29 protein-coding genes are annotated in these 26430 nt (G+C 72.3%); 8 read left to right on the top strand and 21 right to left on the bottom strand.

Features of this window, described 5'->3' with window-relative positions:
• Positions 1 to 26: 26 nt before the first annotated feature.
• From EJ357_RS38525 to EJ357_RS38510, 4 genes are all read right to left on the bottom strand, one after another.
• Positions 27 to 1265: a cytochrome P450 gene (locus EJ357_RS38525; RefSeq protein ID WP_126396281.1), complete on the bottom strand. Its 1239-nt coding sequence runs from the start codon at positions 1263 to 1265 to the stop codon at positions 27 to 29.
• Positions 1266 to 1297: 32 nt separating this feature from the next.
• Positions 1298 to 2689, bottom strand: coding sequence for an NAD(P)/FAD-dependent oxidoreductase (locus EJ357_RS38520; protein WP_126396280.1), 1392 nt, complete (start codon positions 2687 to 2689; stop codon positions 1298 to 1300).
• Entirely contained in the window at positions 2679 to 2906 is a 228-nt protein-coding gene (locus EJ357_RS38515) for a ferredoxin (RefSeq protein ID WP_126396279.1), read from the bottom strand. Before EJ357_RS38515 ends, EJ357_RS38520 begins: the two co-directional genes overlap by 11 nt.
• Positions 2907 to 3016: 110 nt before the next feature.
• On the bottom strand, positions 3017 to 3655 hold the full coding sequence (locus EJ357_RS38510; protein WP_126396278.1) for a hypothetical protein: 639 nt from the start codon (positions 3653 to 3655) through the stop codon (positions 3017 to 3019).
• A gap of 157 nt (positions 3656 to 3812) precedes the next feature.
• Between EJ357_RS38510 and EJ357_RS38505 the strand changes: the two genes are divergently transcribed.
• Positions 3813 to 4184 carry a VOC family protein gene (locus EJ357_RS38505; RefSeq protein WP_126396277.1) on the top strand — a complete coding sequence of 124 codons (372 nt, stop codon included), beginning with the start codon at positions 3813 to 3815 and terminating at the stop codon, positions 4182 to 4184.
• A 90-nt stretch (positions 4185 to 4274) separates the two neighbouring features.
• Here the strand turns inward: EJ357_RS38505 and EJ357_RS38500 are convergent, their stop codons facing one another.
• Positions 4275 to 4757 carry a methylated-DNA--[protein]-cysteine S-methyltransferase gene (locus EJ357_RS38500; RefSeq protein WP_126396276.1) on the bottom strand — a complete coding sequence of 161 codons (483 nt, stop codon included), beginning with the start codon at positions 4755 to 4757 and terminating at the stop codon, positions 4275 to 4277.
• Positions 4758 to 4766: 9 nt separating this feature from the next.
• Entirely contained in the window at positions 4767 to 6236 is a 1470-nt protein-coding gene (locus tag EJ357_RS38495) for an AlkA N-terminal domain-containing protein (protein ID WP_126400569.1), read from the bottom strand.
• A 177-nt stretch (positions 6237 to 6413) separates the two neighbouring features.
• On the opposite strand from EJ357_RS38495, the gene EJ357_RS38490 reads away from it, so the two are divergent.
• Positions 6414 to 6776 carry an ArsR/SmtB family transcription factor gene (locus EJ357_RS38490; RefSeq protein ID WP_126396275.1) on the top strand — a complete coding sequence of 121 codons (363 nt, stop codon included), beginning with the start codon at positions 6414 to 6416 and terminating at the stop codon, positions 6774 to 6776.
• Positions 6777 to 6815: 39 nt separating this feature from the next.
• Here EJ357_RS38490 and EJ357_RS38485 read toward each other — a convergent pair whose 3' ends face one another.
• The 3 genes from EJ357_RS38485 to EJ357_RS38475 all read right to left on the bottom strand — a co-directional run bounded on the left by EJ357_RS38485 (position 6816) and on the right by EJ357_RS38475 (position 9501).
• Positions 6816 to 7274 carry a hypothetical protein gene (locus EJ357_RS38485; protein WP_228472740.1) on the bottom strand — a complete coding sequence of 153 codons (459 nt, stop codon included), beginning with the start codon at positions 7272 to 7274 and terminating at the stop codon, positions 6816 to 6818.
• An 87-nt stretch (positions 7275 to 7361) separates the two neighbouring features.
• Positions 7362 to 8891: an FAD-dependent monooxygenase gene (locus EJ357_RS38480; RefSeq protein WP_126396274.1), complete on the bottom strand. Its 1530-nt coding sequence runs from the start codon at positions 8889 to 8891 to the stop codon at positions 7362 to 7364.
• Positions 8892 to 9057: 166 nt separating this feature from the next.
• Positions 9058 to 9501: a DUF6223 family protein gene (locus tag EJ357_RS38475; protein ID WP_126396273.1), complete on the bottom strand. Its 444-nt coding sequence runs from the start codon at positions 9499 to 9501 to the stop codon at positions 9058 to 9060.
• 287 nt (positions 9502 to 9788) lie between these two features.
• On the opposite strand from EJ357_RS38475, the gene EJ357_RS38470 reads away from it, so the two are divergent.
• The gene (locus EJ357_RS38470; protein ID WP_126396272.1) at positions 9789 to 10928 is read left to right on the top strand and encodes a sensor histidine kinase; all 1140 of its coding nucleotides are present in this window, start codon (positions 9789 to 9791) and stop codon (positions 10926 to 10928) included.
• The gene (locus tag EJ357_RS38465; protein ID WP_126396271.1) at positions 10925 to 11593 is read left to right on the top strand and encodes a response regulator; all 669 of its coding nucleotides are present in this window, start codon (positions 10925 to 10927) and stop codon (positions 11591 to 11593) included. Before EJ357_RS38470 ends, EJ357_RS38465 begins: the two co-directional genes overlap by 4 nt.
• Here the strand turns inward: EJ357_RS38465 and EJ357_RS38460 are convergent.
• Positions 11557 to 12711, bottom strand: a complete 1155-nt coding sequence (locus EJ357_RS38460) for an acyltransferase family protein (RefSeq protein ID WP_126396270.1) — start codon at positions 12709 to 12711, stop codon at positions 11557 to 11559. The genes EJ357_RS38465 and EJ357_RS38460 overlap by 37 nt on opposite strands.
• Positions 12712 to 12900: 189 nt before the next feature.
• On the opposite strand from EJ357_RS38460, the gene EJ357_RS38455 reads away from it, so the two are divergent.
• Positions 12901 to 13356, top strand: coding sequence for a tellurite resistance TerB family protein (locus tag EJ357_RS38455; protein ID WP_126396269.1), 456 nt, complete (start codon positions 12901 to 12903; stop codon positions 13354 to 13356).
• Between the two features lie 55 nt (positions 13357 to 13411).
• On the opposite strand, the gene EJ357_RS38450 is transcribed toward EJ357_RS38455, so the two are convergent.
• Together EJ357_RS38450 and EJ357_RS38445 are read right to left on the bottom strand one after the other, a co-directional pair.
• A complete protein-coding gene (locus tag EJ357_RS38450; protein ID WP_126396268.1) occupies positions 13412 to 14344 on the bottom strand; it encodes a M56 family metallopeptidase in 933 nt (310 codons plus the stop codon).
• A 6-nt stretch (positions 14345 to 14350) separates the two neighbouring features.
• Complete coding sequence (locus EJ357_RS38445; protein ID WP_175647875.1) at positions 14351 to 14740, bottom strand: BlaI/MecI/CopY family transcriptional regulator; 390 nt, start codon at positions 14738 to 14740, stop codon at positions 14351 to 14353.
• Between the two features lie 112 nt (positions 14741 to 14852).
• On the opposite strand from EJ357_RS38445, the gene EJ357_RS38440 reads away from it, so the two are divergent.
• From EJ357_RS38440 to EJ357_RS38430, 3 genes are all read left to right on the top strand, one after another.
• Positions 14853 to 15083 (top strand): twin-arginine translocase TatA/TatE family subunit, encoded by a 231-nt coding sequence (locus EJ357_RS38440; protein WP_126396266.1) that lies wholly within the window; start codon positions 14853 to 14855, stop codon positions 15081 to 15083.
• Between the two features lie 70 nt (positions 15084 to 15153).
• Positions 15154 to 15765, top strand: a complete 612-nt coding sequence (locus EJ357_RS38435; RefSeq protein WP_126396265.1) for an HAD family hydrolase — start codon at positions 15154 to 15156, stop codon at positions 15763 to 15765.
• Positions 15766 to 15954: 189 nt separating this feature from the next.
• A complete protein-coding gene (locus tag EJ357_RS38430; protein ID WP_228472739.1) occupies positions 15955 to 16860 on the top strand; it encodes an amidohydrolase family protein in 906 nt (301 codons plus the stop codon).
• A gap of 46 nt (positions 16861 to 16906) precedes the next feature.
• Here the strand turns inward: EJ357_RS38430 and EJ357_RS38425 are convergent, their stop codons facing one another.
• The 9 genes from EJ357_RS38425 to EJ357_RS38385 form a co-directional block, all read right to left on the bottom strand.
• The gene (locus EJ357_RS38425) at positions 16907 to 17416 is read right to left on the bottom strand and encodes an O-acetyl-ADP-ribose deacetylase (protein WP_126396263.1); all 510 of its coding nucleotides are present in this window, start codon (positions 17414 to 17416) and stop codon (positions 16907 to 16909) included.
• An 81-nt stretch (positions 17417 to 17497) separates the two neighbouring features.
• The gene (locus EJ357_RS38420; protein WP_126396262.1) at positions 17498 to 18685 is read right to left on the bottom strand and encodes a cytochrome P450; all 1188 of its coding nucleotides are present in this window, start codon (positions 18683 to 18685) and stop codon (positions 17498 to 17500) included.
• The gene (locus tag EJ357_RS38415; RefSeq protein WP_126396261.1) at positions 18682 to 20082 is read right to left on the bottom strand and encodes an alkaline phosphatase family protein; all 1401 of its coding nucleotides are present in this window, start codon (positions 20080 to 20082) and stop codon (positions 18682 to 18684) included. The genes EJ357_RS38420 and EJ357_RS38415 overlap by 4 nt, the downstream gene beginning before the upstream one ends.
• Positions 20079 to 21236, bottom strand: a complete 1158-nt coding sequence (eboE, locus tag EJ357_RS38410) for a metabolite traffic protein EboE (protein WP_126396260.1) — start codon at positions 21234 to 21236, stop codon at positions 20079 to 20081. The genes EJ357_RS38415 and eboE overlap by 4 nt, the downstream gene beginning before the upstream one ends.
• 7 nt (positions 21237 to 21243) lie before the next feature.
• Entirely contained in the window at positions 21244 to 22098 is an 855-nt protein-coding gene (locus tag EJ357_RS38405; protein WP_126396259.1) for a TatD family hydrolase, read from the bottom strand.
• A 2-nt stretch (positions 22099 to 22100) separates the two neighbouring features.
• Complete coding sequence (locus tag EJ357_RS38400; protein WP_175647671.1) at positions 22101 to 22790, bottom strand: EboA domain-containing protein; 690 nt, start codon at positions 22788 to 22790, stop codon at positions 22101 to 22103.
• Positions 22791 to 22886: 96 nt separating this feature from the next.
• Positions 22887 to 23801, bottom strand: coding sequence for a sugar phosphate isomerase/epimerase family protein (locus EJ357_RS38395; RefSeq protein ID WP_126396258.1), 915 nt, complete (start codon positions 23799 to 23801; stop codon positions 22887 to 22889).
• Between the two features lie 33 nt (positions 23802 to 23834).
• Positions 23835 to 24872, bottom strand: a complete 1038-nt coding sequence (locus EJ357_RS38390) for an SCO3242 family prenyltransferase (protein WP_175647670.1) — start codon at positions 24870 to 24872, stop codon at positions 23835 to 23837.
• Positions 24873 to 25002: 130 nt separating this feature from the next.
• Positions 25003 to 26415, bottom strand: coding sequence for a phytoene desaturase family protein (locus EJ357_RS38385; RefSeq protein WP_126396257.1), 1413 nt, complete (start codon positions 26413 to 26415; stop codon positions 25003 to 25005).
• Between the last annotated feature and the right edge of the window lie 15 nt (positions 26416 to 26430).

Below are 26430 nucleotides of genomic sequence, written 5' to 3'. Positions count from 1 at the left end.
CCGACGAGGCACGGCTGAACGAAGCACTACCGCGGACGGATCCCGTCGCAGGTGATGTGCAGATGCCGCGGGCCGCGCAGCACGGCGTTCTGTCGGTAGGGGGGCGGGTCCTCCAGCAGGCGTGGGTTTTCCAGCCTTCGGGCCAGCTCCGAGAGGGCGAGCTGGGTTTCCAGTCGGGCGAGGGGTGCGCCGAAGCAGCTGTGGATGCCGCTGCCGAGGCCGAGGTGCTGGATGTCCGGGCGGTCGGGGTCGAAGCGGTTCGGGTCGTCGAAGCGCTGGGGGTCGCGGTTGCCGGAGGCCAGGACCAGCCAGAGGGAGGCGCCCTTGGGGATGGTGACTCCGCGGACCTCGATGTCGGCGAGGGTGGTGCGCTGCGGCACCAGTTGCACCGGCGGCTCGAAGCGCAGCAGTTCCTCGACGAGGGGCACGGCCAGCCGCGGATCCTCGCGCAGGCGCTGGAGGACGTCGGGATGGCGCAGCAGGGTCAGCATTCCGTTGGTGATGAGGTTGACGGTGGTCTCGTGCCCCGCGATCAGCAGCAGGGCGGCGGTGCTGAGGAGTTCCATGGTGGTCATGGGGCCGTCCTCGCCCTTGGCCGTCGCCAGCTGGGAGAGCATGTCGTCGCCGGGGTTCTTGCGGCGTTCCTCGATCAGGCCGGCCAGGTACATGCCCAGCTGCATACGGGCGTCGTGGGCGCCCTTGCCCCGCTCGGCGGGATCGGCGTCCGGGTCGGGGTCCAGGCTCGCGGCGAGGGTGTCGGCCCAGGTGTGGAAGCGTGCCTCGTCCTCGCGCGGCACGCCGAGCAGCCGGCAGATCACCGTCACCGGGAAGGGGTAGGAGAACTGCTCCACCAGGTCGATCCGGCCGGGGTCGCCGATGCCGTCGATGAGGCCGGTGACGATGTCGTGGAGCTCCCCGCGCATTCCGTCGACCCGGTGGGGGGAGTGCGGCGGGCCGAAGGGCCGGTTCGTCATGCGGCGCAGCCGGTCGTGTTCCGGCGGGTCGAGCTTCAGGAAGCCCGGCGGCAGGGCGCCCTCCTCCTGGGACGTCTCAGGCAGTGGGTCGGTGGCCTGCGAGGCGAGGTTGCGGGCGTCGGAGCTGATCCGGGGATCGTGCAGGAGGCTGCGGATCTCGTGGTAGGTGCTGATGACGTACGGCCCGTCACCTTCGTGGTGCACCGGCGTCTTCCGCAGCTCCTCGTAGATCGGGTAGGGGTTGGCGCGGTTGGTGTAGTCCAGGATCTGGTGCAGCAGGGATTGGGTCATGGCGGGTCCTAGGGTCCTCGTGGCCGTGCGAGTCAGTGCGCCGGGGTGAACGTCATCCGGCGGTCGGCCGGCGAGTATCCGCTGAGGGTCACGGTGGGCCCGTGGGTGGGGACCGACGGGTCGGGGAAGTCCGCGTCGAGCGGCCGCTGTCCGTCCGGGCGCCGGTCGACCGTGGTGAACGGCGGCGGGAACGGCGCGGTCGTCTCGATCAGCTCCTGGTAGAACGGCAGCCACCGGGCGTGGTCGAAGGAGACAGCGCCGATGACGCGCCCTTGGTACCCGTACACGCCGGTGAACCGGTGGTCCTTGAGCGAGCCTTGCGAGATGAGGATCTCGGTGCCCATCGACGGCACCCCGACCGACTTGATGTTGACCCCGAACTGCGAGGACCAGAAGGCCGGCACCTCCATGTGGGGGATGCGGTCGGTGCTCTCGCTGAGCATGTTGTGCGCCGCGACCCCGGCTTGGGTGACGGCGTTGCCCCAGTGCTCCAGGGACAGGAACTGGTAGCCGAAGAGGGGGTGCGGGCAGCGGGCGACGTCGCCCGCCGCGTAGATGTCGTCGGTGACGATTCCGCGGATGTCGAAGGCACGGCAGCCTGCGTCGCAGGCGATGCCGCGGGGGCCCGCCCCGAGGCCGGACCCGGCGAGCCATTCGGTGTTGCGGAAGGCGCCGAGTGAGACGATCACCACGTCGGTCTCCACGGTGGAGCCGTCGGACAGATGCGCGGCGCGCACCCGCCCCGAGGCGTCGCCCTCCAGAGCGGTCACCATGACCCCGCACCGCAGGTCCACGCCGTGCTCGCGCTGCATCTCGGCGGCGACCGCGCCGACCACCCCGCCGAGCGCGCCCACCAGGGGCGCCGCACCGCGTTCGGCGACGGTGACCGGGAGGCCGCGTTCGCGGCAGGCCGAGGCGATCTCCGAGCCGGTGAACCCGGCCCCGATGACGAGGACCCGCTTGGGTCCCGCCGCCAGCCGTCGCGCGAGTGCGGCGCTGTCCTCCCGGGTCCGCAGCACGAAGACGCCGTCGAGTTCCGCCTCGGCCTCACGCGGCCATGGCCTCGCCCGTACGCCGGTGGCGATCAGCAGCCGGTCGTACGGCACCTCGTCGCCGTCGGCGAGCCGCACCCGCCTGGCGGCCATGTCCAGCCCGGTGGCCGGGACGCCGAGCCGCCAGGTCGCGTCGACGGCTCGGCTCCTGGGCAGCGCGGTGCGGTCGGCGGCCGCCTTGCCCAGCAGCACCTGCTTGGACAGCGGGGGCCTGTCGTACGGCTCGTGGGGCTCGTCGCCGATCATCGTCAGGGTGCCCGCGAAGCCCTTCTCACGCAGGGTTTCCGCGGCCCGCAGGCCCGCGAGCGAGGCGCCGACGACGACGATGCGGCCCTCGCGCCTGAGCTGTTCCAGGGATCCGTCACCGGGCACCGGACACCGCCTCGGCGGGTGCGTCCACCGCGTCGACCAGGATGGCCTGGACGGGGCAGGCCGCGGCGGCCTGTGCCAGCTTCTCGCGCTGTGCCTCGTCGGCGTCCGGGTTGTACAGCAGCGCCTCCTCGCCGTGCATGGCGAAGATCTCGGGGGCGAGGAACGCGCACTGCGCGTACCCCTGACAGCGGTTCAGATCGACGGCGATCCTTACCAAGGCATCGGTCCTCTCCAATGGCGCGGTCACACCCCCCGCGACCAGCCTCGGTGGCCGCAGCGGAGGCGGCGACGAGAAGCGGACCGTCCGGGTGAGCGGATGCGTCCGGCTCAGCTCGGGGCGGTGGGCCGGGGCCCCGCGGTCCGCCGACCCCACAGGATGTCCAGGCTGACGACCAGCGCCCAGGCCGGGAAGACCAGTTCGGACCAGGGCACGTCCGCTCCCACCACGAGCAGGGTCAGGCCCGCCAGGTAGCCCACGACGACCAGCGGGCGCGGGAGGGCGCCGAGTCGGCGGCCGATGGTCGAGGTCGTGATGACGAACACCGCCGCCATCCGCATCGCGTACGTCGTGAGCAGGGTGTAGGCGAAGTCGCGCCCGAAGGGAGACCCCTGCTGACTCTCGTCGAGTACGGTCCCGGCCGCCGCGGCCGCGCCGAACAGGGTGGCGACGAAGACCAGGCCGCTGCCCAGGAACACGGTGGAGACGAACCGGTCCTCGCCCTCGCGGGCCTGCTCACGCAGGGCGCCCATGAACCACAGGAAGGCGATCCCGGCGAACGGGAGCAACTCCAGCGCCGTCCGTACGGCGCCGCGCTGCGCGGCGTCGAGTGTGACCTCGTCCCCGTCGGCCCCGTCCGGCAGAGCGGTGCGCACCAGGACGATGGCCACGGCCATCAGGATCGCGAACACGACCCCGGCCACCCCGGCGGCCCGGGGTGTCGCGAGGCGCTCGTGCTTCCGCTCCATGGTCTCCCGCCTTCTGCCTTCTCCCCCTTCGTCCAGACACCAGGGATCCAGCGGCTCGCGCCACCGGGGTCACTCGGGCGGGAGACCGCGATACGCCATACAGGTCAGGGCTGAAAAGGCGCTGCGCGGGCTCGGGGCGTACAACAGAATCCGTGTCATGACATCGAAGATCCGCCATGTGACGATCGACACCGCCGACGCCTACGGCCTCGCCGGCTTCTGGTCCCAGGTGCTGGGCCTGCCCGTGCACGAGGACAACAAGCCGGGGGACGAGGACGTGCTGATCGAGGAGGCGGGGCTGCTGTTCGTCACCGTCCCGGAGCCCAAGTCCGTCAAGAACCGGGTGCACCTGGACCTTCAGCCGGACGATCGCACCCGGGACGAGGAGGTCGAGCGGGTTCTCGCTCTCGGTGCCACGCTCGTCGACGACCGCCGCAACCCGGACGGCACGGGCTGGGCGGTCCTCGCCGATCCGGAGGGCAACGAGTTCTGTGTGGAGCGCGGTGCGGCGGAGCGGGCGGCCGGCTGAGCCGGGGCGCTTGAGAACGGCGCGTTCAGGACCGCTTGAGAGCGGCGCCTTCCGGACCACTTGAGAACGGCGCCCCCCTTTCGGACCGGCTCAGAACAGCGCCGCTGCGCCCTCGAAGTCCAGCAGCCGCTTCTTGCGGTCCAGGCCGCCTCCGTATCCGGTGAGGCTGCCGTTCGCGCCGACGACGCGGTGGCAGGGGACGATGATGCCGATCGGGTTCTTGCCGTTGGCGAGGCCGACCGCGCGGGAGGCTCCGGCGTTGCCGAGGGCGTCGGCGAGGTCGCCGTACGAGCGGGTCTCGCCGTAGGGGATCCGGCGCAGCTGGTCCCAGACGCGGCGCTGGAACTCGGTTCCGTTCAGCCGTAGTTCGAGGGTGAACTCCTTCAACTCACCCGCGAAATAGGCCTCAAGCTGGTCGATCGCCACGCCGAACGGCGTCTCGTCGCGCTCGCCGAAGCTCTCCTCGGGTGGGCGGTGGCGTTGGTCGGTCATGTAGAGGCCGCACAGGACGCCGTCCTCGGCGACGAGGGTGAGCGGGCCGTACGGGCTGTCGGTCACGGTGTGCTGTTTCACTGGCTTTCCTTACACGGGGAGGAAGTTGATCGGGTGGCTGTCCGTCGCCCACAGGTACTGGACGGCGTACGCCCGCCAGGGGCGCCAGGCCGCCGCCCGGGCCGTGAGCGCCGCCGGAGTGGACGGCAGGCCCAACTCCTTGGCGGCACGGCGGATTCCGAGGTCGGTGGGGAGGAAGGCGTCGGGGTCGCCGAGGGCGCGCATCGCGATGACGTCGACCGTCCAGGGGCCGAAGCCGGGCAGGGCCAGGAGCCTGGCCCGGGTCTCCGGCCAGTCGCTGTCCGGGCCCAGCCGCACCTCGCCGTCGGCGAGTTGGCGTACCAGTGTGGTGAAGGTCGTGCGGCGGGTGCGGGGCATCGCCAGTGACTCCGGGTCCAGCGCCGCCAGCGCCTCGGAGGTCGGGAAGAGGTGGGTGAGGCCGCCCTCGGGGTCGTCGACCGGCTCGCCGTGGGCGGTGACGAGACGGGCCGCGTGGGTGCGGGCGGCCGCCGTGGAGACCTGCTGGCCGAGGACGGCCCGTACGGCGAACTCCGCCTCGTCGGACGTGCGTGGCACACGGCGGCCGGGCGCCTTGTCCACCAGGGGTGCCAGGAGCGGATCCGTGCGCAACTGGTCGTCGATCGCCACCGGATCGGCGTCCAGATCGAGCATCCGGCGGCACCGGCTGATCGCGACGGTCAGATCGCGCAGGTCGCTCAGGGTGAGGCGACAGGCGATGTGGTCGGGCCGCGGGGTCAGGGCCACGATGCCGTGGCCGTACGGCAGCCTGAGCGTGCGCCGGTACGCGCCGTCCCGCCACTCCTCGACTCCCGGTACGGCGGTCGCCGCGAGGTGGCCGAAGAGGTTGTCGGGGTTGAGCGGGGCACGGAACGGCAGGCGCAGCGTCAGGGCGCCCGGGGTGTTCCCCGGGGTGCTGCGGGGTGCGCGGGCGCGCAGGTCGGTCGGGGCGAGGGCGAAGACCTCGCGGACGGTGTCGTTGAAGGTGCGGATGGAGGCGAAGCCGGCCGCGAAGGCGATGTCCGCCATGGGCAGCGGCGTCGTCTCGATGAGCAGGCGGGCGGCCTGGGCGCGCTGGGCGCGGGCCAGGGCGAGCGGGCCGGCGCCGAGTTCGGCGAGGAGCTGGCGTTCGATCTGCCGGGTGCTGTAGCCGAGCCGTGCGGCCAGGCCGGGCACGCCCTCGCGGTCCACGACTCCGTCGGAGATCAGCCGCATCGCGCGGGCCACGAGGTCGGCGCGCTGGTTCCACTCCGGGGAACCGGGGCTGGTGTCCGGGCGGCAGCGCTTGCAGGCCCGGAACCCGGCCTGCTGGCAGGCGGCCGCGCTCGGGAAGAACCGCATGTTCTCCGGCTTGGGCGGGACCACCGGGCAGCTGGGCCGGCAGTAGATCCCGGTCGTCACGACCGCCGTGAAGAACCAGCCGTCGAAGCGGGCGTCCTTGGACTGGACGGCGCGCACGCAGCGCTCCGTGTCGGTGTGCATCCCCTTCTGCATACGTCCAGCATCGGCCACGGGGAACGACGAGAGCTGGCGAGAATCCGACATCAACCTCGGCTGTCCTGGGAACCGCCGGATCGCCCCGGCGTCCCGGCGCCCAGACCACCTCCAGCACATGAATAATCATTCATGCGTTCTGGTGTGGTGGGTAGGATGCCCCTCATGGGTCATGGAGCCGTCACCGCCGCGCAGGACGCCGCCGAGCGCGTACGCCTGGACGCGGCCAACGTGGCCAAGGTGGCCACCACCCTCCAGGCCCTGTCCACCCCCTCCCGCCTGCTGATCCTGGCGCGTCTGCGCGAGGGGCCGCTGCCGGCCACGGAGTTGGCGGCGGAGGTGGGCATGGAGCAGTCCGCCTGCTCGCATCAGCTGCGGCTGCTGCGCAATCTCGGCCTGGTGGTCGGTGAGCGGCGCGGCCGGTCGGTCGTGTACGCGCTGCACGACCACCATGTCGCCGAGCTGCTCGACCAGGCCGTGTACCACGTGGAGCATCTGCGTCTGGGGATCAGCGACACGGCCGAATGAGGCGCTCCCCGCACTCCCCCGCCCGTATCGGGCGGGCTGTCACGACGCGGTCGGGGCCGGGCCCACACCCTGCAACTGCTGGATGTTTCCGCCCAGTCGGGGACGGAGCCGCTCCAACACCTTCGGTTTCGCGCTGACCACCCAGCGGGTGCCGACCAGGTACTTGCCGCCGTACACCGCGGCCGCGTCCAGCCAGGTCAGCTTGTACTTCTCCGCGGGGAACGTCGTGATGAGGTAGTCGCCCTGGTCCGTCCGGCAGACGCCCTCGCGCAGTTCGTCCGCCTCGGTCCGGATCTTGACCTTGCAGCCCGTCAGGTCGGCGATCACCTCGATTTTCGCCGGGGCCACGACACCGGCCACGGTGGCCGCGACGCTCGTCGGGCTGCTCTTCGACTTGGCCCCCTTGTCCCCACCGGCGCCGCACGCGGTGGACAGGAGCAGGAGCACCAGACTGCCGGCCGTGGCGAAGCGGCCGATGCTTCCTCGCTGTGACTGCACGAAGCTGCTTCCTCTGCTTCCTCGGTGTGACGGCACGAAGAGGGGTACGGATCAACGCCCCGAGCCGTTCACCCGTGTGTCCGTGCGTCACGCGGGGTCGGTCGGCAGCCAGCGGGCGACGTAGTCCCGCAGCCCCTCCGGCTCGGTACCGCTCGCGACGTAGCCGAGGTGGCCGTCGGGCCGTACGAGTGCCTGGGCGACGCCCGGCCAGGGACTTCGTTCGCCGAGGCGGTGCACGGTGATCAGGTCCTCCCGGCCGGCCAGAACCGGGGCGAGCCGCTGGTCCGGCCACAGGTGCGGGGGTCCGGTCAGGAGCAGATGCCAGCCGGGGGCGGCGGTCCGGGCCTGGAGGCCCTGCGGGCGGTCGGGCAGCCGGTCGCCGGCGCGCGGGCCGTGGCGGGGCGGTCGCGGGCCCGTGGTCGAGGCGGGGCTGCGGCGGTAGTGGATGCCGAGTTCGGAGGCGGTGCGGAAGACCCACGCGCGCGGCGCCCTCGCCCGCATCACCAACGGGGCCAGGCGCGGGACGAGTTGGGAGCGCGCGAACCGCAGAACGGGATGCGGGCTGGTGCCGATGGTGAAGGCACGGTCGGTGAAGCGCCGTACCTCGCGGCCGACCGGGGCACGTTCGGTCCCGTACGTCTCCAGCAGTTCCCGGGGTGCGGCGCCCCGGCACACCAGGGCGAGCTTCCAGCCCAGGTTGAGGGCGTCCTGGATGCCGGTGTTCATGCCCTGCGCCCCGGCCGGGCTGTGGATGTGGGCCGCGTCGCCGGCCAGGAAGCAGGACCCGGACCGGTAGCGGGCGGCACCGCGGTTGTGGAGCCGGAAGTCGGTCATCCAGACCGGATCCCGCAGGACCAGGTCCTGCGCGCCGTACCGGTCGGCGATCCCTTGCAGAAGCGGCAGCGTCACCTTGCCGTCCGGCGCGTCGGACGGCCGCACGGCGAGCAACCGCCAGGGTGCCGGAGAACCGAGCGGGAAGAAGAACAGCATCCCGCCCCCGGTCATGAACGAGTGCACGGCGCCCGGCTCCAGCCCGTCGACGTCCAGGTCGGCGAGCAGATAGGTGTGCGGATAGGCGTAGCCCTCGAAGTCGATGCCCGCCCGGTCGCGCACGGTGCTGTGGGCGCCGTCGCAGCCGACGACGTAGCGCGCCGTCACGGTCTCTTCCGTGCCGTCGCGGCCGCGCAGCCGGCAGACGACGTGCGGGCCCTGCTGCTCCAGCCCGATCAGCTCGGTGCCGCGTTCGACCGTCACGTCCCGCGCGGCCAGGTGCTCACCGAGGACGTTCTCCGTCTCGGCCTGCGCGAGGAACAGCAGGAAGGGGTACGGGGTGTCGGGCAGCCCGATGTCGAAGAGCGGGAGCGACACGGTGCGCCGGGTCAGGTGCAGGTGCAGCCGCATCGCGGGGTTGCCACGGGCCACCAGCGCATCGGTCACGCCGAAGCCCGCCAGTGCCTCCAGGGTGCGGGGCTGGATGCCGAGTGCCCGGGACTCGCGCACACGGTCCAGGGAGCGGTCGACGATACGGAACCCGGTCCCGTAGGCACGCAGTTGCGCGGCGAGCGCGAGGCCTGTCGGTCCCGCGCCGACCACCAGTACGTCCAGCGGTGCCGTCATGGGTCCACGGTAAGCAGGGCCACGCATCGGGTGTCCACGTGTGGGTGTCATGTCGAGCGGAACCCGGCACGGCGCCGTCGGTGCGGTCGGGGCGCGGCGGCGCCGTTGAGGAGGGCCGGTGGAAGGACGGTCCGATGAAGGGCTTCCCGGTCGGTGGGCAGCGCGGTCACCCGGTCCGGCGGCCCTCCTGTACGACCGAGCGGCGGGACCGGGTCCGGGCCAGCCCGCCGAGGACCACGCCGGTCAGCCCCAGCACCATGGCCACGACACCCCCGCCCAGCCCGTTGCCGGTGCCGAGCCCGCCGTCGGCCGTGGCCACGACCAGCCCGCCGAGGGCCAGGGCGGTCAGCCCCGCCGCGGGCGGGACGACGGTTCCGAGTCGCCCGGCGGCGCCGAACCGGCCGGCGGGGCGGGCCAGCGCCGACATGCCGACGGCCACACCGACCAGCCCCAGCGCGCCGGCCACGATGGCCACGACCCGCCCGACGCTCAGGTCGGTGGCACCGGCGGCGGACGGCTGGGCCGAGGCCTGCGCGACCGCCGGTGCGGCAAGCCAGAACCCTCCGAGCAGGGCGGCCGCGGTCGCGGTCAGCACACGCCGGACCGACATCGGGGCTCCTGATGCGCTCATGTCCCTCGCCTCTTTCGTACGTCTCATGCGCGGCCTGCGCGGGCTGCTCGCTCACGCCCCGCGTTCACGGGTTCGGACGTCATCCAGCGTTTCCTGCGGACCCGCCCCCGGTCGTCCCCCGCACGCAGTCACTTCGCGCTGCCGCCGGCACCGTCCCCGTCTACCGCCGACGCCGCAGCCACCTCGTCTGTACTGCGTGCGCGGTAGGCGACCGATCATCCGCAGGCCGGATTCGCCCGCGCCGGGAATCCGGCTACGGTGCGCACATGAGGACAGGCGTGAGGACGGGTCTGTCTGGTCTCCCGGCCGGTGTCGGGGACTGGGTGATCGCCGGCTGTGTGGCGGCCGTGCTGCTGGTCACCGGGCTGTCCGAGCAGCGCTCCGGCGCGAGCCCCGAGGTGCTCGGGTACGCGTTGCTGGTGGCCGGCGGTCTGACGCTGGCGGCGCGCCGCCAGGCTCCGGTTACGGTGCTGGCGGTCACCGGGCTGTGCGCGGTGGGTTACCAGGCCGCCGGTTTCGACGTGCCCGCCGTCGCGTACCTGTTCGCGGTGTACGCGGCCGTCCGGGCGGGGAACCGCACGGTCACGGTGGTGGCGAGCGTGCTCATGCTGGCCGCCCTGCCCGCCGCGGCCCTGGCCTCGGGTCTGCACGACACGGGCGAGGCGTTCGCGCGGGCCAGGGGCGCCCTGGAGGTGGCCTGGCTGATCGCTGCCGGTGCCGCGGGGGAAGCGCTGCGCCAGGCCGAGCGCCGGGCGGACGAGGCCGAGCGCACACGGGAGGAGACCGCGCGCCGTCGCGCCGACGAGGAGCGGCTGCACATCGCCCGGGAGCTGCACGACTCGCTCACCCACCAGATCTCGGTCGTCAAGCTGCAGTCCGAGGTCGCCGTCCACGCGGCCCGCAGGCGCGGCGAACAGGTACCGGAGGCGCTGCTGGCGATCCGGGAGGCCGGCCGGGAGGCGAGCCGGGAGCTGCGCGCGACCCTGGAGGCGCTGCGCGACGACGGCACGGCTCCGCCACGCGGGCTGGACCACGTCCCGGAACTGGTCGAACGGGCCCGGGCCGGCGGCCTCGACGCGACGCTGACGATCGAGGGCCGGAGGCACGACGTGCCGGCCGCGGTGGACCGTACCGTCTACCGGATCGTCCAGGAGTCGCTCACCAACATCGCCCGGCACGCGGACGCCGCCACGGCGTCGGTCCGGGTCGACTACCGTCCGAACGCCCTCGCGGTCCGCGTCGACGACGACGGCCGGGCCACGCCGGGCACCGCCCCGACGCCCGGCGTCGGACTGCTCGGCATGCGCGAGCGGGTCACCGCCCTCGGCGGCCGGCTGCGTGCCGAACCGCGAGGTGAGGGCGGCTTCACCGTCCAGGCCGAACTCCCCGTGGACCGAACGTCATGATCCGTGTCCTGCTGGTCGACGACCAGTCGCTGATCCGCAGCGGATTCCGCGCGCTCCTCGACCTCGAGGACGACATCGAGGTGGTCGCCGAGGCCGCCGACGGCGAGGAGGGTTTGGCGCTGGCCCGGGAACACCTGCCCGACATCGCCCTGATCGACGTCCAGATGCCGGTCGTCGACGGCATCGAGGCGACCCGGCGCATCGCCTCGGACCCCGTCCTGAGCGGGGTGCACGTCGTCATCCTGACCAACTACGGCTTCGACGAGTACGTCTTCGACGCGCTGCGCGCCGGGGCGGCCGGATTCCTCGTCAAAGACATCGTGCCGGAGGACTTCGTCCATGCCGTGCGCGTCGCGGCGCGCGGCGACGCCCTGCTCGCGCCGTCGATCACCCGCAGGCTCATCGACCAGTACGTCACTCAGCCGCGCCACACCGGCCCCGCCGCGGAGGCCGGGCTGACGGAGCTGACCGGCCGCGAGCGGGAGGCCGTCGTCCTCGTCGCGCAGGGCCTGTCCAACGACGAGATCGCGGACCGCATGGTGATCAGCGCCCTGACCGCGAAGACCCACGTCAACCGTGCCATGGCCAAGCTCCACGCCCGTGACCGCGCCCAGCTCGTGGTCCTGGCCTACGAGTCCGGCCTGGTGGCCCCGCGTAACCGCTGAAGAGCACGCGGCGGGAACCGGCGGGCCCGACCGAGGAGGGCATAGGCGGACCGTGGGTCCGTCGCCCGGCGGAAGACCCGCTGTACGGCGGGGGCGCACAGCGCGGTCATGACCGCCGCCGCGATCAGCGTGACGGTGACCTCGCCGGCGGGCTGCCGGACCCAGGCACCGTCGTACCAGCCCCAGAACTCCGCTCCCTGGGCGACGAAGCCGTGCAGGAGATAGCCGCACAGCGTGCCCGCGCCCAGCACGGTGAACCAGGTCCGCCGACTCGGCACCCAGGCGAGGAAGCAGGCCACGAGCACGGCCGAGCAGCCGAAGGTGGCCAGGGTCATCACGGGCCCGCACCAGGCCGGGACGGCCAGTTCCTGCGCGCTGTCGCTGTGGAAGAACCAGGCGTAGTTCATCCGCGGGACCGCCCAGTACGCCACGCCGAGCGCGTACACGAGGACCGGTACGGCCAGGAGGCGCACCTCGCGGCGGCGCACCAGCTCGAGGTGCTCCGGCTTCAGGGACAGGCCCAGCACGAAGAACGGCAGGAACTGCAGCACGCGCTGAAGGTCGAGGTCGTCACCGACGGACGGTGAGACGGTCGCCAGCATGGCGAGGCCGAGCGCGACCGGCATGGGCCACCGCACGAGGCGCCAGACGGGCGAGGTCAGCCGCCAGATGAACAGCGCCGCCAGGTACCAGGTCAGGTACAGCGGATCCAGCAGGCTGATCGACCGGTCGGGGTCGTGGGAGGTCCATCGGGTGAAAAAGGTGTAGGCCACCTCGAAGACGACATACGGGACGACGAGCCCCGTCACCAGGCGCCTGATCTGCTCCGGGCGCGCGTCGAAGCCGCGCGAGAAGTAGCCGGAGAGCGTGCTGAACACCGGCATGTGGAAGGCGTAGACGAGCATGTACAGCGCGGTGACGGACCGGCTGCCCTCACGCAACGGCTCCCATGCGTGCCCCGTCGCCACCAGCAGGATCGCCAGGTACTTGGCGTTGTCGAGACAGGGGTCCCGCACCTCGACACGTCTCACTCCCGCCCCTGCGGACGGCAGCGGCTGCCGCCGTCGTTCCGGTACGGCGGTGGCGTCAGTGACCGGTGTGGCGTCAGCGCGGAACATTGCCAGCACCCTAGCCACACACCTGAGCCCGCGTACAACCCCGCCGCTCTCGCTGAACGCCCTCGCGGAACCCCGATCCGGCCCCGGGCGGGAACCCCGTGAACCCTCCTGCTAACTTCTACATTGCTGTAGAAGAAACGGCCGCCCCGCACGGGCTGCCGCCGAACCCCGTACCCGTTTGGAGTTCTCATGGCCCTGTGGGACCGCATCAGGGAGTCGGCATCGACGATGCAGACCCAGCTGCTGGCGAAGAAGAACGACCTCAGGAGCGGCGCCTTCCGCGACGCGAGCATGGCCATGTGCGCGCTCGTCGCCGCGGCCGACGGCACCGTCGACCCCTCCGAGCGGCAGCGCGTGGCCCAACTGATCGCCGGCAACGAGGTGTTGCGGAACTTCCCCGCCGACGACCTGCGCCGGCGCTTCGAGGAGAACCTCGACCGGCTCGTCGCCGACTTCGACTTCGGCAAGGTGAGCGTGCTGCAGGAGATCGCCAAGGCGCGCAAGAAGCCGGCCGAGGCGCGGGCCGTCGTCCAGATCGGCATCGTCATCGGCGGCGCCGACGGCGACTTCGACCAGGACGAGCGGGCCGTGGTGCGCGAGGCGTGCTACGCGCTCGACCTGCCGCCGCACGAGTTCGACCTCTGACGGGCCGGGACCCGCTGATCGGCCGAGACCCGCGCGGCCCGTGGGCGCCCCTCGCTCAGAGGGGAGTCGCCGCGCGCAGGATGAGGACCATCGTCACCGCCGAGTTCGCGGACGCCATCGCCGATACGGCCGTCCCGGCGGCCGCGCCCCATGCCGCGAGGCCCGCCGACGTGAACAGCGACGGCCAGCGACGCGCCTGCGGAGCCGGCCCGAGCAGCGCGGCCACCCGGCGCGGCACCGGCCCCGGCGCCGCGAACCCGGCCAGCGCCGCCGGCGGACCGCCGCGGGTCACCAGCGCCGCCTTGCCGATCGCGCCGGCCACCGTCCGTCGGCTGCCGACCACCCGGGCCGCCTCTTCGTCCGCCCAGCGTTCCGCCGCGTACGCCACCGCCGTACGCAGCGGGCGCAGGAACGGATTGGCACGCGCGGCCAGTTGGACGGTGAGCAGGAAGCGGTGGTGCCGGGCGGTCAGATGGGCCCGCTCATGGGCGAACAGAGCCCGGCGTTCGGCGGGTTCGAGGCAGTCCAGCATGGCGGTGGTCACCACCACGCGGCCCTGACGACCGCCCGGCAGCGCGTACGCGTACGGCACCTCGTCGGGGAGTACGGCGACTCCCGTCCCCGGCAGCCCGGCGAGCGCCCGGTGGGCGCGGCGACGGACCCGGCGGTGCCGCCACAGCGTCCGGCCGCAGGCCACGACCACCAGGCACAGCGCCGGGATCGCCGCCTTGCCGACGACCTCGTCGTACGGCACGGCCGCGCGCACCTCCGGATCCGACCAGCCGTCGGGCAGGGGGTTGCCGGGCAGTTGGGCGGTGCCCACGACCATCACCAGGGCCAGGCACACCGTGCTGCACAGCGCCATCACCGCGGCGACGCCGGTGAGCAGTTTCGTGGCGGTACGGGGATGCAGATGCTGCTCGGCGAGGCGGGCGATCGGCCAGGCCGTGAGGGGCAGGACGATTGGCAGGAAGACGAAGACCCCCATGAGGCGTCAGTCTTCCCCTTCACTTCCGGAGTGCCCCAGCAGCTCACGCAGCAGCCGCTCGTCGTCCGGCCCCAGGCCCGTGACGAAGCTGGCCAGCACGGCCTCCCGGTCGCTCTCGGCGTCCAGCACCTTGCGCATCCGGTGTGCCGCAAGACCTGCCTCGTCCGAGGCCGGCGTCCAGGCGAAGGACCGGCCGGCCCGCTCCCGGGTCACCGCGCCCTTGGCCAGCAGACGGGTCAGGATCGTGATCACCGTCGTGTAGGCGAGGTCCCCGCCGAGCCGCTCCTGCACCCAGCCGGCCGTCGCCGGTCCGTCCGCCTCCCGCAGCGCCGACAGGACCAGCACCTCCAACTCGCCCTGCCCCCGGCGCCGGGGGCGCTGCCGGTGATCCGCCACACCCGGTCCCCTTTCCATCCAAAGGCATTCTACAGTACTGTAGATTTCAAGGGTATGCTGTCCTGGCTGCGCCAGCGCGCATCACCCGGCTCACCGGAAGGACAGGACCCTCATGTTCGGAATGAGCGAACTCGCGATCATCCTCATCGTCGTCATAGCCGTCCTCTGCGCGAAGAAGCTCCCCGAACTGGCCCGTTCGGCGGGCAAGTCGGCACGCATCCTCAAGGCCGAGGCCAGGGCGATGAAGGACGAGGACGATCCGGCCACGCCCCGGGTGATCCAGGGGGAGACCGTCACCCCGGGCCGGCCCGATCCGCAGGGGACGCAGCAGCCCCGGCCGTGAGGTGCCGCGCCGGCCGTCGCAGGCCGGAGCCGCCGACAGCACCACCCTCCGCGACGACGGGAGAGCGGCCGTGAGCCGAACCGGGCGCGTCGACGCGTTCGTCCTCGACCTCTTCGGCGTGATCATCGGGTTCGACAACGACATCGTGCCCGCGCGACTGGCCAGGCACTGCACCGACCCCGACGACGCCCTGCGACGCCTCGACGGACTCATGGCCCGCCGCGAGATCATCACCGGCGAGGTGACCTTGCGGCAGGTGCATCGCCGGCTCGTCCAGGCACACGGACTCGCCTTGACGTACGGGCAGTTCGAGGACGCCTGGCTCGAGCCCTACTCCTGGCCGATGCCCGGCATGGCGGGCCTCGTCGAAGCGCTGGCCGAGAATCACCGCCTCGTGCTGCTGTCCAATGTCGACCGGGCCTACTGGCAGGTCGTTCGGGCCATGCACCCGGAGCTGGGGTGCTTCACAGAGCTACTGGTGTCCTGCGACCTCGGGTGCGCGAAGCCGGACCCGGAGGCCTTTCTGCGTGCGAGCCGGGCGGCGAAGGCCGACCCGGCACGCTGCCTCTTCGTCGACGACACCCGGGCGAACGTGGACGCGGCTCGGCTCCTGGGCTTCCGGACGCACTGGTTTCGCGACGCCTCCGGCCTCCGCCGGGCGCTGCGGGGCTCGACGGCGTAGGAGGGACGCAGGGGCCGGCGCCCCCCTGCTCGACCCGCCCCCGGGACACACGGCCGAGGACGTGCTCCAGGCAGTGGAAACGCTGTGCCCGAAGGCCGTCGCTCCGGGACCGCCGAAGTGACGGATCCCTCAAGGATCTCGTCCGCGAGAGGGTGGACCGCCGGCTCACCGGGGACGATCGTGGGGGACGTGAACGATCACCGTGTGGACGTACCCGCGGATGGGGACGCCGGCGAGGTCCGCCGCTTCTGGGAGCGGCTCGGTCTTCCCGGGCTGGTCGACGTCCACACGCACTTCATGCCCGAGCGCGTCCTGCGCAAGGTGTGGGACTACTTCGACACGCTCGGACCACTGACCGGTGGAGTCGAATGGCCGATCACCTACCGCAAGCAGGAAGCGGAACGCACGGCCCTGCTCAGGGAGTTCGGCGTACGGGCCTTCACCGCGATGCTCTACCCGCACAAGCCGGGCATGGCCCGGTGGCTGAACGGCTGGGCGGCCGACTTCGCCCGCCGCACCCCCGACTGTCTGCACACCGCCACCCTCTTCCCCGAGCCGGACGTCGAGGCATACGTCCGGGAGGCCGTGGAGGCGGGCGCGCGCGTCTTCAAGGCGCATGTGCAGGTGGGAGAGTACGACCCGGCCGGTCAACTCCTCGACCCCGCCTGGGGGTTGCTGGCCGAGGCCCGGATCCCCGTGGTGATCCACTGCGGCTCCGGGCCCGCGCCCGGCAAGCACACCGGCCCCGAGCCGATCACCCGGGTCCTGGCGCGGCATCCCCGGCTGCGGCTGATCGTCGCGCATCTGGGAATGCCCGAGTACGAGGAGTTCCTCGGCCTCGCCGAGCGGTACGGCGAGGTACGACTGGACACGACCATGGCGTGCACCGACTTCGCCGAGGGGTTCATGCCGTTTCCCCGCCGGGCCCTGCCCACACTGGCCGCGCTCGGCGACCGCGTCCTGCTCGGCTCCGACTTCCCCAACATCCCCTATCCGTATGTGCACCAGTTGCACGCCCTGGAACGCCTGGGGCTCGGAGAGGAGTGGCTGCGGGCTGTGTGCCACGACAACGCGGCGGAGCTGTTCGGGGTGTGAACTTCGCCGTGTGACTTCGTGTCAGTTCGTGTGAGCACCGCCGTGGTCATTGGACCTGCCGGGCGAACGCGTCGTACGCCTTCTCGTCGAAGAGGACGAACCTGACCTCCTCGACCGCGGTCTCCGTCGCCCGCACCGTCTCCACCGCGATCCGGGCGGCGTCCTCCATCGGCCACCCGTAGATTCCCGCCGAGACGGCCGGGAAGGCGACGGTACGGGCGCCCAGCTCGTCCGCCACCCGCAACGACTCCCGGTAGCAGGAAGCGAGCAGCTCCGAGCGGTCCTCCTCGGGGGTGAAGCGCGGGCCCACCGTGTGGATCACCCACCGCGCGTCCAGCTTCCCGGCCGTCGTGGCGACCGCCTGCCCCACGCGCAGGCCCTTGCCGTACTGGGAGGCGCGCAGCTTGCGGCACTCGGCGAGGATCTCGGGGCCGCCGCGTCGGTGGATCGCGCCGTCGACTCCTCCCCCGCCGAGGAGGGAGGAGTTCGCGGCGTTCACGATCGCGTCGACGCTCTCGCGTGTGATGTCCCCCTGGACGAGTCTGATGGTGGTCATGACTGCCTCTATATCAGCCGTGTCAGGCCATGAACCGGACCGACCGGCCGTATCGGTGCGGTCGGTCGGCCCGGCCCGGGTTCACCGCCAGGCGACCGGCAGCGCGCGCACCCCGTGGACGGTGCTCATGGAGAGGGCCGGCGACTCCTCAGGGGCCGCCATCCGCAGACTCGGGAGCCTGCGGAACAGGGTGGACAGGCCCAGGCGGAGTTCGACGCGGGCCAGCGACTGGCCGAGGCACTGGTGCAGGCCGTGGCCGAAGGCGAGGTGGCCGGACGCGTCGCGGTGGACGTCGAGGGCGTCGGGGCTGGAGTACAGGGACGGATCGCGGTTGGCGGCCTGCAACGCCACCACCACACCCTCCCCCGCGCCGATGCGGACCCCGGACAGCTCGACGTCCTCCGTGGCGACCCGCCGTAGCCCGGAGTGGATGACCGTCAGATGACGCAGGAGTTCCTCCACCGCCCCCGGCCACAGGGAGTCGTCGGCGCGCAGGGCGTCCAGTTGGGCCGGGTTCCGCAGCAGGGCGATCACGGCCAGCGGGAACATGTTCGCGGTCGTCTCGTGGCCGGCCAGCAGGAGCAGGGAGACCATGCCGGTGGCCTCGTCGAGCGTGGCCTCGCCGGTGGCCACGCGCTCGGTGGCCAGGCGGGAGACGAGGTCGTCGGCGGGGTCCTGCGTGCGCCGTTCGATGAGGGCGCGCAGATAGCCGTAGAGCGCCATGCGCGCGGCCATCGCCTCGGCCGGGTCACCGGCCACGCTGGTGAGGGCGTTGGACTTCTCGCGGAAGAAGCCGTGGTCCTCGTAGGGGACGCCGAGCAGTTCGCAGATGGCCAGGGTGGGGAGCGGGAGGGCGTACGACGCCACCAGGTCCGCTTCCGTCGCACCGCCGTCCGTCATCGCCTCCAGCAGGTCGTCGCAGATCCGCTGGATCGAGCCTTCCATCTGCTCGATGCGCCGGAAGGTGAAGTCGGGGATCAGCATGCGGCGCAGCCGGGTGTGGTCCGGCGGGTCCATCTGGTGGAAGAGGCCGGGGGCCTGCGGCGGGGCTCCGGGGCGGGTGTGGGGGAAGTTCGGGTGGTTGGCGTCGGCGCTGAAGCGCGGGTCGGCGAGGACCGTGCGGGCGTCCTCGTAGCCGGTGATCAGCCAGGGGCTGTTGTCGCCCCAGATCGTCACCCTGCGGATCGGCTCCTCGGACTGCCACTTGGCGTATTCGGGGGCCGGGTCGAGCAGGGGGCGGATCGTGGGCAGGGGCGGGTGGGTCGTCATTTCTCCGTACCTTCCGTGTGCAGGCCGGCGAGGCCCAGCAGCAGGGACTTGACCTCCGTGGCGGCGTACGCCTCCCGCGCCCGGCCCGGCTCCGAACACAGCAGTACGGGGCCGTGGGCGGGCTCGGCGGGCAGGCGTCCGTGGCTGCCGCGGACGCCGGACGGGTCGAGCGGGACCGTCTTGAGGCGGTAGCGGAAGCCGAGCTTCTTGCGGGCCACCTGGCCGACGGCGCGCAGCTTCACCGCGGGAACGGTCTCGTCGTAGAGGAGCTCGGCGGGGTCGTAGCCGGGCTTGCGGTGGATCTCGACCTGGCGGGCGAAGTCGGGGGCGCGCTCGTCGTCCAGCCAGTAGTAGTACGTGAACCAGGCGTCGGGGTCGGCGACTGCGACGAGTTCGCCCGAGCGCTCGTGGTCCAGGCCGTGGGCCGCCTTGCCCTCGGCGTCCAACACCCGCTCCACGCCGTCGAGTTCGGCGAGGATCTTCGCGACCTTCTCCGTGTCGGCGGGGTCGCGGACGTAGACGTGGGCGATCTGGTGGTCGGCGACCGCGAACGCGCGGGACGTCCACGGGTCGAGGTACTCCATGCCGTCCTGCGTGTACACCTCCAGCAGCCCGGCCCGGCGCAGGGTGCGGTTGATGTCGACCGGGCGGGACGCGGGCGTGATGCCGTACTCGCTGAGCGCGACGACGGTGGCGCCCTCGCGCTGGAAGTGGTCGAGCAACGGACGCAGCGCCTCGTCGAGTTGGCGGGCGGCACGGATGGTCTCCGGTGAGTCCGGGCCGGAGCGCTGGGGCTCGTAGTCCATCTGCGGGATGTAGACAAGCGTGAGGTCGGGGCGCTTCTCGTCGAAGACCTGGCGGGCGGCCGCCAGGATCCACTGGGTGGAGGGCATGCCCGCGTTCGGGCCCCAGTAGGTGAACAGGGGGAACGGGCCGAGCCGGTCGGTGAGTTCGTCGTGCAGGGACGGCGGCCGGGTGTAGCAGTCGGGTTCCTTGGCGCCGTCCGAGTAGTAGATGGGACGCGGGGTGACCGTCCAGTCGACGTCGGCGCCCATCGCGTACCACCAGCAGATGTTGGCGACCTTGTAGTCGGGGTTGGTCCTGCGGGCCGTCTCCCAGATCTTCTCGCCGCCGACGAGGGCGTTGTGCTGGCGCCACAGCATGACCTCGCCGAGGTCGCGGAAGTACCAGCCGTTGGCCACCGCTCCGTGCGTGGACGGGGGTTCGCCGGTGAGGAGGGTGGACTGGACGGTGCAGGTCACGGCCGGGAGCACGGTGTCGAGCCGGGCCTGGAAGCCGCGTTCGCCGAGGGCGGCGACGGCCGGCATGTGCTCCAGGAGGTTCGGGGTGAGGCCGACGATGTCGAGGACGACAACACGGTTCGACGGGTCGGTCATGACGGGTCCTCCTTGAGGCCGAGACCGGTCAACCGGTCGCGTGCCCAGGCGAGTTCGGCGGCGATGCCGCCGGGCAGATCGGCGGGCGGTTCGGGCAGGACGGACCAGGTGTAGGTCTCGACCTCGATGTGGTCGCAGTCGGCCGAGGCCCCGCCCAGCAGCCCGGTGAGGACCTGGTCGAGCTGGCCGGCGGTGGTGCGCAGCGGAGGTTCGGGCCGGGTGTGCAGCGGGGCGTGGAAGTGGACGCGCCAGGGTCCGCCGCCATCCGGAAGCCCGCCGTCGAGGGCGTCCGGAAGGTCGTCCACGCCCAGGACCTCCCCGTCGGCCGCCGTACGGGTCTGGTGCAGGAACCGGGGTTCGGCGAGCCGGTGCAGGGCCGCGCGGGCGGCGGGGTCGGCCGGGTCCGCGGCCTCCACGGCGCAGGACGCCTGGAGCTTGACCACGGGCATGCCGGCCTCCGCGAGCCGCCGCAGCGCCTCCCCCGGCTGCTCGAACTGCACGGCGAGATGGCAGGCGTCGAGGCAGATGCCGAGCCGGTCGGGGTCCAGTCCGCCCAGCTCCCGTACCGCCTGGGTGGTGGTCTCGACGACGCACCCGGGTTCCGGTTCGAAGCCGACGCGGATACGGCGGCCCGTCCACGCCTCCAGTGCCGCGAGCCCTGTGGTCAGCCGCTCCAGGGCGTGCCGGGCCTCCTCCGCGCAGCCGGGCGGCCACGGGGTGCGCCAGGCCAGCGGCAGGGTGGAGACGCTGCCGTGGCCGACGTCGTCGGGGAGGAGGGCGGCGAGGACGCGGGCGCAGTCCAGGGTGTACTTCAGCCGGGCCTCGTCGGCCCAGTCGGGCAGGTACACGTCCTTCTTGACGACCTCGCGGTGGAATCCGGCGTAGGGGAAGGCGTTGAGGGTGACGGTCTCCAGGCCACGCGCCCGCAGTTCGCTCTTCAGCCGTCCCAACGCGGCCTCGTCGTCGGCGAGTTCGGTGACGACCGGGCGGGCCAGCCACAGCCCGATGCCGAGCCGGTCGACGCCGAGGCTCTCCCGTACGGGCTCGGCGTACTCGGCGAGTTGGGCGATGACGCCCTGGAGGTCCTCCGCCTGGTGGACGTTGCTGCAGTAGCCGAGGTGGACGGTGGTGCCGTCCGGATGCAGGAAGCGCATCAGGTGCTCACGCTCCCCCGCGACGTATGGAGTTGCCCTGGAAGGTGGCCTCCTCGTCGGGCTTGGGCTCGTCCAGCTCCAGCCGCCCGCTCTGACCGTAGAAGGCGACGGGATTGCGCCACAGCACCTTGTCGACGTCGTCATCGCCGAACCCGGCGGCGAGCATGGCGTCGGCGGTCTTCCGGGTCTTCAGCGGATCCGAACGCCCCCAGTCCGCGGCGGAGTTGACGAGCACCCGCTCGGTCCCGTGCTCCTCGAGGATCTCGACCATCCGGTCCTCGCTCATCTTGGTCTTCGGGTAGATCGAGAACCCGGCCCAGCAGCCGCTGTCGAGGACCATGCCGACGGTGAGCTCGTTGAGGTGGTCGAGGACGACGAGTTCGGGGGCGATGCCCGACTCCCGTACGACGTCCAGGGTGCGCCGGGTGCCGGCCGCCTTGTCCCGGTGCGGGGTGTGCACGAGGGCGGGCAGCTCGTGCGCGATGGCGAGCTGGAGCTGGCGGGCGAGCGCCTCGTCCTCCTGCGGGGTCATCGAGTCGTAGCCGATCTCGCCGACGGCGACGACCCGGTCCTTGGCGAGATAGCGGTCCAGTTCGTCGAGGACCGGGAGGCAACGCGGGTCGTTGGCCTCCTTCGGGTTGAGCGCGATCGTGCAGAAGTGCTGGATGCCGAACTGGGCGGCGCGGTACGGCTCCCAGCCCAGCAGCCCGTCGAAGTAGTCGTAGAAGCTCTCGGGCGAGGTGCGGGGCTGGCCCAGCCAGAAGGCGGGCTCGACGACGGCGCGCACTCCTGCGGCGTACATCGCCTCGTAGTCGTCGGTCGTCCGGGAGGTCATGTGGATGTGGGGGTCGAAGATGCGCACGGTCAGCCCTCTTCCTTGAGTACGTCCGTGAGTGCGTGTTGGAGTTCTGCGCGGCCGCCGACGACGTCCGGGAAGGCCTGGACGAAGGGCAGGATGTCCTGGGGTACGGCACGTCCCGCGACGATCCGCTCGTGGGCGAAGTCGGCGAGCATACGGGCCAGTTCGCGGTCGGCCCGGGTGTTGAGGCCGGTGACGCGGTCGAGCGGGATCTCGCAGAAGACGCACTTCAGTACGGCTTGCCGGTACTCGGCGTCCGGGAGGTGCGCGGCGGCGTACGGGCCGAGGGCGGCCTCGATCAGCGTGGTGTCGTTGCCGCGCAGGGCCTCCCGTACGAGGGGCAGGGCGAGGTCGCCCAGATCGAGCAGCGGCAGGGCGCGCAGGACGGCGCGCTGCTCGGCCGGGTCACCGTGCCGGTGGAGGCGGGCGACCTCGTCGGCGAGGGCCTGGCCGCGCAGGGGCAGCGCGGTGAGCAGGGCGGCCCGGGCGGCCTCGTCGACGGACCAGTGCGCGTCGAGATGCCCGTGCCCGCACTTTCGTCGGACGGCCGGGAAGAGACGCCGCACGGCGACGGGATCGGCGGCGACCTGGGCGGCGCTCTCGTCCAGCCAGGTGCGGGCCGTGTCGTCCAGTACGGCGATCAGGGCGGGGTGGGGATCCGGCGGGGCCGCGGGAGACGCGGTCGGCAGAGCCATGGGAGGACAACCTCCTGGGGGGTGGGAGGGGTTGGGCCGGAGGGGGAGGAAGGTGGCGTGGGGGTGCTTGTACGGCGCCGACGCGGCCGTGGCGGTCTATGCGGACGCGGCGGCCTGCTCGGCCGCGACACTCTGTTCGGCCGCGACACGCTGTTCGGCCGCGGCACTCTGCTCGGCCGCGCGCAGGAACTCGATCGAGCGGCGGGCGACGTCGGGCGCGTCGAGTGAGCCGCCCTGGATCTCCACGGAGACCAGACCGCGGTTCCCGAGCTCGCGGAGGGCGGCCAGCACGGGCGGGAAGTCGATCTCGCCGGTGCCGAATTCGAGGTGCTGGTGGACGCCCCGCCGCATGTCCTCGATCTGCACGTTGCGCAGGAGCGGCGCCGCCTGCCGCACGCAGTCCAGCACGGGCCGTTCCTCCACGCAGTGCGCGTGGCCGATGTCCAGGGTGATCCCGAACAGCTCGTGTCCGTCGACCAGTTGGGCCAGGTGCCGCACGCGGTCCACGGTGTCGACGAACATGTACGGCTCCGGCTCGAAGGCCAGCGCCACCCCGTACGTCTCCGCGCTCTCCAGCACGGTCTCCACACCCGCCGCGAGCTGCTGCCACACGTACTGCTCCGACAGCCCGTCCGGCGCCGGGCCGCTGCACAGGTGAACGGTGGGCGAGCCGAGGTCGGCCGCGATGCGCAGCGCGCGGCGCAGCAGGTCGATCCTCTGCTCGGAGCCGTCCGACATCAACGTCGGCAGATGCTTGCCCCACGGGTCGAGGAAGTAGGGCGCGCCCGTCTCCACCGTGACGTCGAGGCCGTGCCGTCCGAGCTGCCGGGCGAGGGCGGTGACGCGCCGGGGCAGGTCGTCGGCGTACGGGTCGAGGTGGTTGTGGTCGAGGGTGAGGGCGACGCCGTCGTAGCCGAGATCGGCGAGCACGACCAGGACGTCGGTCAGCCGGTGATGCGTGAAGCCGTTGGTGCCGTAGCCGAACTTGAGGGAGGTGGGGGGAGGTCTCATGCTGCGGGGTTCCTCACACGGAGGTGGTGGGTCTCAGGTGGGGGATATGCGCCGGGCCAGCCGCCGCGCGAGGGGGTGGACGACGCCGAGCGCCGCGGCGACGGCCGGCGAACCGCCGCGCGCGGTCAGCGCCGCCTGAAGGGGCATCAGCCCGAGAATTCCGGCTCCGACGGCACTCCGCACGTTCTCAGCCGAGGGCGCCCGCACGGCCCGGGCCTGGGCGGTGCCGTAGGTACCGAGGTAGGCGAGGGAGGCGGCGGCGGTGACGGCGGTACGGAACTTGGAGGGAACGGCGCCGACAACGCCCCTGAGGGGCGCGGGGAACTGCGCGACAAGCCACGACGGCGCAGCAGACGACCGTCGACCGTTCCCGGCACTTGCGACGTCGATCCGGGTGCCCGGAATGGCCGTGGCAACCGCTGTCGCCGCCGACACAGCAAGAGTCGCGACCGGAACCCGCACCGGCGCACCGCCGATCTCATGACGACTGAGCGCCATCAACGTGCCGGTATGCACACCGACCAGCCCGGCGGGCACCGCGGCACGCCGCAGTGCGACACCGACCGACGGGGCACCGGCCCCGGGAACGACCGCTCCCGCCAGTACGTCCAGCACCCGAGCCCCCGCCATGGCGAAGCCCCCCGCCGGAGTGGACTTGAGCTTCAGGTCATACGCCCACACCAGCCCCGCCAACGGCAGCGCAGCGCCCACGCTGCGACGACCCCCCGCCGCCGCGGCCAGCCCGATCCCCGCCGCCGTGAGCCCACCGGCCACGGCGAGAGCGGTGCGGCGCGGGACACGCCCCGACGGCACGGGTCGTTCGGGCCGCTCGACGGCGTCGACCGTGGCGTCGGCGTAGTCGTTGAGGGCCATACCGGCCCAGTAGAGGCACACGGAGGAACCGATCACTCCGAGGGTACGGACACCCAGCGGGCGTCCGGCGGCGGCCGCTCCCGCGATCACGTCACCGGGGACACTCAGCGCGGCCGGCGCTCTGACCAGCAGCGCGAGGTCGGCGAGGCGCACGGCAGACCGGGATCCGCAGCGGACAACCGCTTTCCGATCTTTCATGGCCGCACCTTACTCGCCGCCGTTGACCATTCAGGTACCTACCCCCCGGTAGGTGAAGTGACAAAGAGAACACGGAAATTGCTTACCCCGAGGCAGGAACTGGCGGTAAACGTGGGTCGTTTGACCGGTCTTACGGCTGCTGCCTCAGCCGACGCCACACCGCCTTGGCCGCGTTGTGCCCCGACATGCCGTGCACGCCCGGTCCGGGCGGGGTCGCCGACGAGCAGATGTAGACCGCCGGGTGCGGAGTGCTGTAAGGGGAGAGCGACAGCTTGGGGCGCAGCAGGAGCTGGAGTCCGGAGGCCGCGCCGGAGGCGATGTCGCCGCCGACGTAATTGGCGTTGCGGGCGGCGAGTTCGGCCGGCCCCGCCGTCGCACGGGCGAGGACGCGGTCGCGGAACCCCGGGGCGAAGCGCTCCAGTTGACGTTCCAGGGCGTCCGTGAGGTCTCCGGTCCAGCCGTTCGGTACATGGCCGTACGCCCAGAAGACGTGCTTGCCCTCGGGCGCCCGGGTGGGGTCGACGACGCTGGGCTGCACCGTGATCATGAACGGCTTGTCGGGCGCCCGGCCCTCCCGGGACGCGGCGCGCAGCGCGGCGCCGATCTCCGTGCTGCTCCCGCCGATCTGCACGGTCCCCGCGCGCCGGGCCTCCGGCGCGGTCCAGGGCACCGGCCCGTCCAGCGCGTAGTCGATCTTGAAGGCGGCGGCGCCGTAGCGATAGCCCTCGTAGTACCGGCCGAAGCCTGCGATGCGGGCCAGGGCGGTGGGCGAGGTGTCGAAGACGTACGCGCGCGCGGGCGGCAGGTCGTCGAGCCGTTTGACCTCGTAGTCGGTGTGGACGGCGCCGCCGAGGTCCTCGAGATATGCGGTGAGGGCGTCGGAGATGGACTGGGAGCCGCCGCGGGCCAGGGGCCAGCCGCGGGCGTGGGCGGACAGGGCGAAGACCAGGCCGATGGCGCCGGTGGCGAAGCCGCCGAGCGGGGCCATGACGTGTCCGACGAGGCCGGAGAACAGGGTCCTGGCCGGCTCGTCGCGGAAGCGGCGCATCAGTACGGTCGCCGGGGGCAGGCCGACCAGGCCGAAGCGGGCGAGGGTGACCGGGTCGCGCGGGAGCGCGGTGAGGGGCAGGGACATGAAGTCACGGGCCAGCGTGTCCCACTTGGGCAGGAACGGCTCGACCAGCCTGCGGTACGTGCCCGCGTCGCGCGGTCCGAAGGAGGCGGCGGTCTCGGCGACGGACCGGGACAGCACGGCGGCGCCGCCGTCGGTGAAGGGGTGCGCCATCGGCAGGTCGGCGTGCAGCCACTGCAGGCCGTAGCGGTCGAGCGGCATCGCCCGGAACGCGGGTGAGTTGATGCCGAGGGGGTGTGCGGCGGAGCACGGGTCGTGCCGGAAGCCGGGGAGGGTCAGCTCTTCCGTGCGGGCTCCTCCGCCCACGGTGTCACGCGCCTCGAACACGGCCACGGAGAAGCCCCGGCGGGCCAGCTCCACGGCAGCGGTCAGTCCGTTCGGCCCCGCACCCACCACGACCGCATCGAGCATCGACGGCACCTTCGG

It is taken from the genome of Streptomyces cyaneochromogenes (genome assembly GCF_003963535.1).
In the GTDB taxonomy this organism is placed as follows: domain Bacteria; phylum Actinomycetota; class Actinomycetes; order Streptomycetales; family Streptomycetaceae; genus Streptomyces; species Streptomyces shaanxiensis.
The sequence above is the reverse complement of the archived record's forward strand: the minus strand, read 5'-3'. Positions and strand labels throughout refer to the sequence as shown.

Excerpts from the sequence above, each read along its gene's own strand:
- EJ357_RS38525 (WP_126396281.1), bottom strand. The coding sequence starts at position 1,265 with ATGACCCAATCCCTGCTGCACCAGATCCTGGACTACACCAACCGCGCC.
- EJ357_RS38510 (WP_126396278.1), bottom strand. The coding sequence starts at position 3,655 with ATGGAGCGGAAGCACGAGCGCCTCGCGACACCCCGGGCCGCCGGGGTG.
- EJ357_RS38505 (WP_126396277.1), top strand. The coding sequence starts at position 3,813 with ATGACATCGAAGATCCGCCATGTGACGATCGACACCGCCGACGCCTAC.
- EJ357_RS38495 (WP_126400569.1), bottom strand. The coding sequence starts at position 6,236 with ATGCACACCGACACGGAGCGCTGCGTGCGCGCCGTCCAGTCCAAGGAC.
- EJ357_RS38490 (WP_126396275.1), top strand. The coding sequence starts at position 6,414 with ATGGGTCATGGAGCCGTCACCGCCGCGCAGGACGCCGCCGAGCGCGTA.
- EJ357_RS38480 (WP_126396274.1), bottom strand. The coding sequence starts at position 8,891 with ATGACGGCACCGCTGGACGTACTGGTGGTCGGCGCGGGACCGACAGGC.
- EJ357_RS38475 (WP_126396273.1), bottom strand. The coding sequence starts at position 9,501 with ATGTCGGTCCGGCGTGTGCTGACCGCGACCGCGGCCGCCCTGCTCGGA.
- EJ357_RS38470 (WP_126396272.1), top strand. The coding sequence starts at position 9,789 with ATGAGGACAGGCGTGAGGACGGGTCTGTCTGGTCTCCCGGCCGGTGTC.
- EJ357_RS38465 (WP_126396271.1), top strand. The coding sequence starts at position 10,925 with ATGATCCGTGTCCTGCTGGTCGACGACCAGTCGCTGATCCGCAGCGGA.
- EJ357_RS38460 (WP_126396270.1), bottom strand. The coding sequence starts at position 12,711 with ATGTTCCGCGCTGACGCCACACCGGTCACTGACGCCACCGCCGTACCG.
- EJ357_RS38455 (WP_126396269.1), top strand. The coding sequence starts at position 12,901 with ATGGCCCTGTGGGACCGCATCAGGGAGTCGGCATCGACGATGCAGACC.
- EJ357_RS38450 (WP_126396268.1), bottom strand. The coding sequence starts at position 14,344 with ATGGGGGTCTTCGTCTTCCTGCCAATCGTCCTGCCCCTCACGGCCTGG.
- EJ357_RS38440 (WP_126396266.1), top strand. The coding sequence starts at position 14,853 with ATGTTCGGAATGAGCGAACTCGCGATCATCCTCATCGTCGTCATAGCC.
- EJ357_RS38425 (WP_126396263.1), bottom strand. The coding sequence starts at position 17,416 with ATGACCACCATCAGACTCGTCCAGGGGGACATCACACGCGAGAGCGTC.
- EJ357_RS38420 (WP_126396262.1), bottom strand. The coding sequence starts at position 18,685 with ATGACGACCCACCCGCCCCTGCCCACGATCCGCCCCCTGCTCGACCCG.
- EJ357_RS38415 (WP_126396261.1), bottom strand. The coding sequence starts at position 20,082 with ATGACCGACCCGTCGAACCGTGTTGTCGTCCTCGACATCGTCGGCCTC.
- eboE (WP_126396260.1), bottom strand. The coding sequence starts at position 21,236 with ATGCGCTTCCTGCATCCGGACGGCACCACCGTCCACCTCGGCTACTGC.
- EJ357_RS38400 (WP_175647671.1), bottom strand. The coding sequence starts at position 22,790 with ATGGCTCTGCCGACCGCGTCTCCCGCGGCCCCGCCGGATCCCCACCCC.
- EJ357_RS38395 (WP_126396258.1), bottom strand. The coding sequence starts at position 23,801 with ATGAGACCTCCCCCCACCTCCCTCAAGTTCGGCTACGGCACCAACGGC.
- EJ357_RS38390 (WP_175647670.1), bottom strand. The coding sequence starts at position 24,872 with ATGAAAGATCGGAAAGCGGTTGTCCGCTGCGGATCCCGGTCTGCCGTG.
- EJ357_RS38385 (WP_126396257.1), bottom strand. The coding sequence starts at position 26,415 with ATGCTCGATGCGGTCGTGGTGGGTGCGGGGCCGAACGGACTGACCGCT.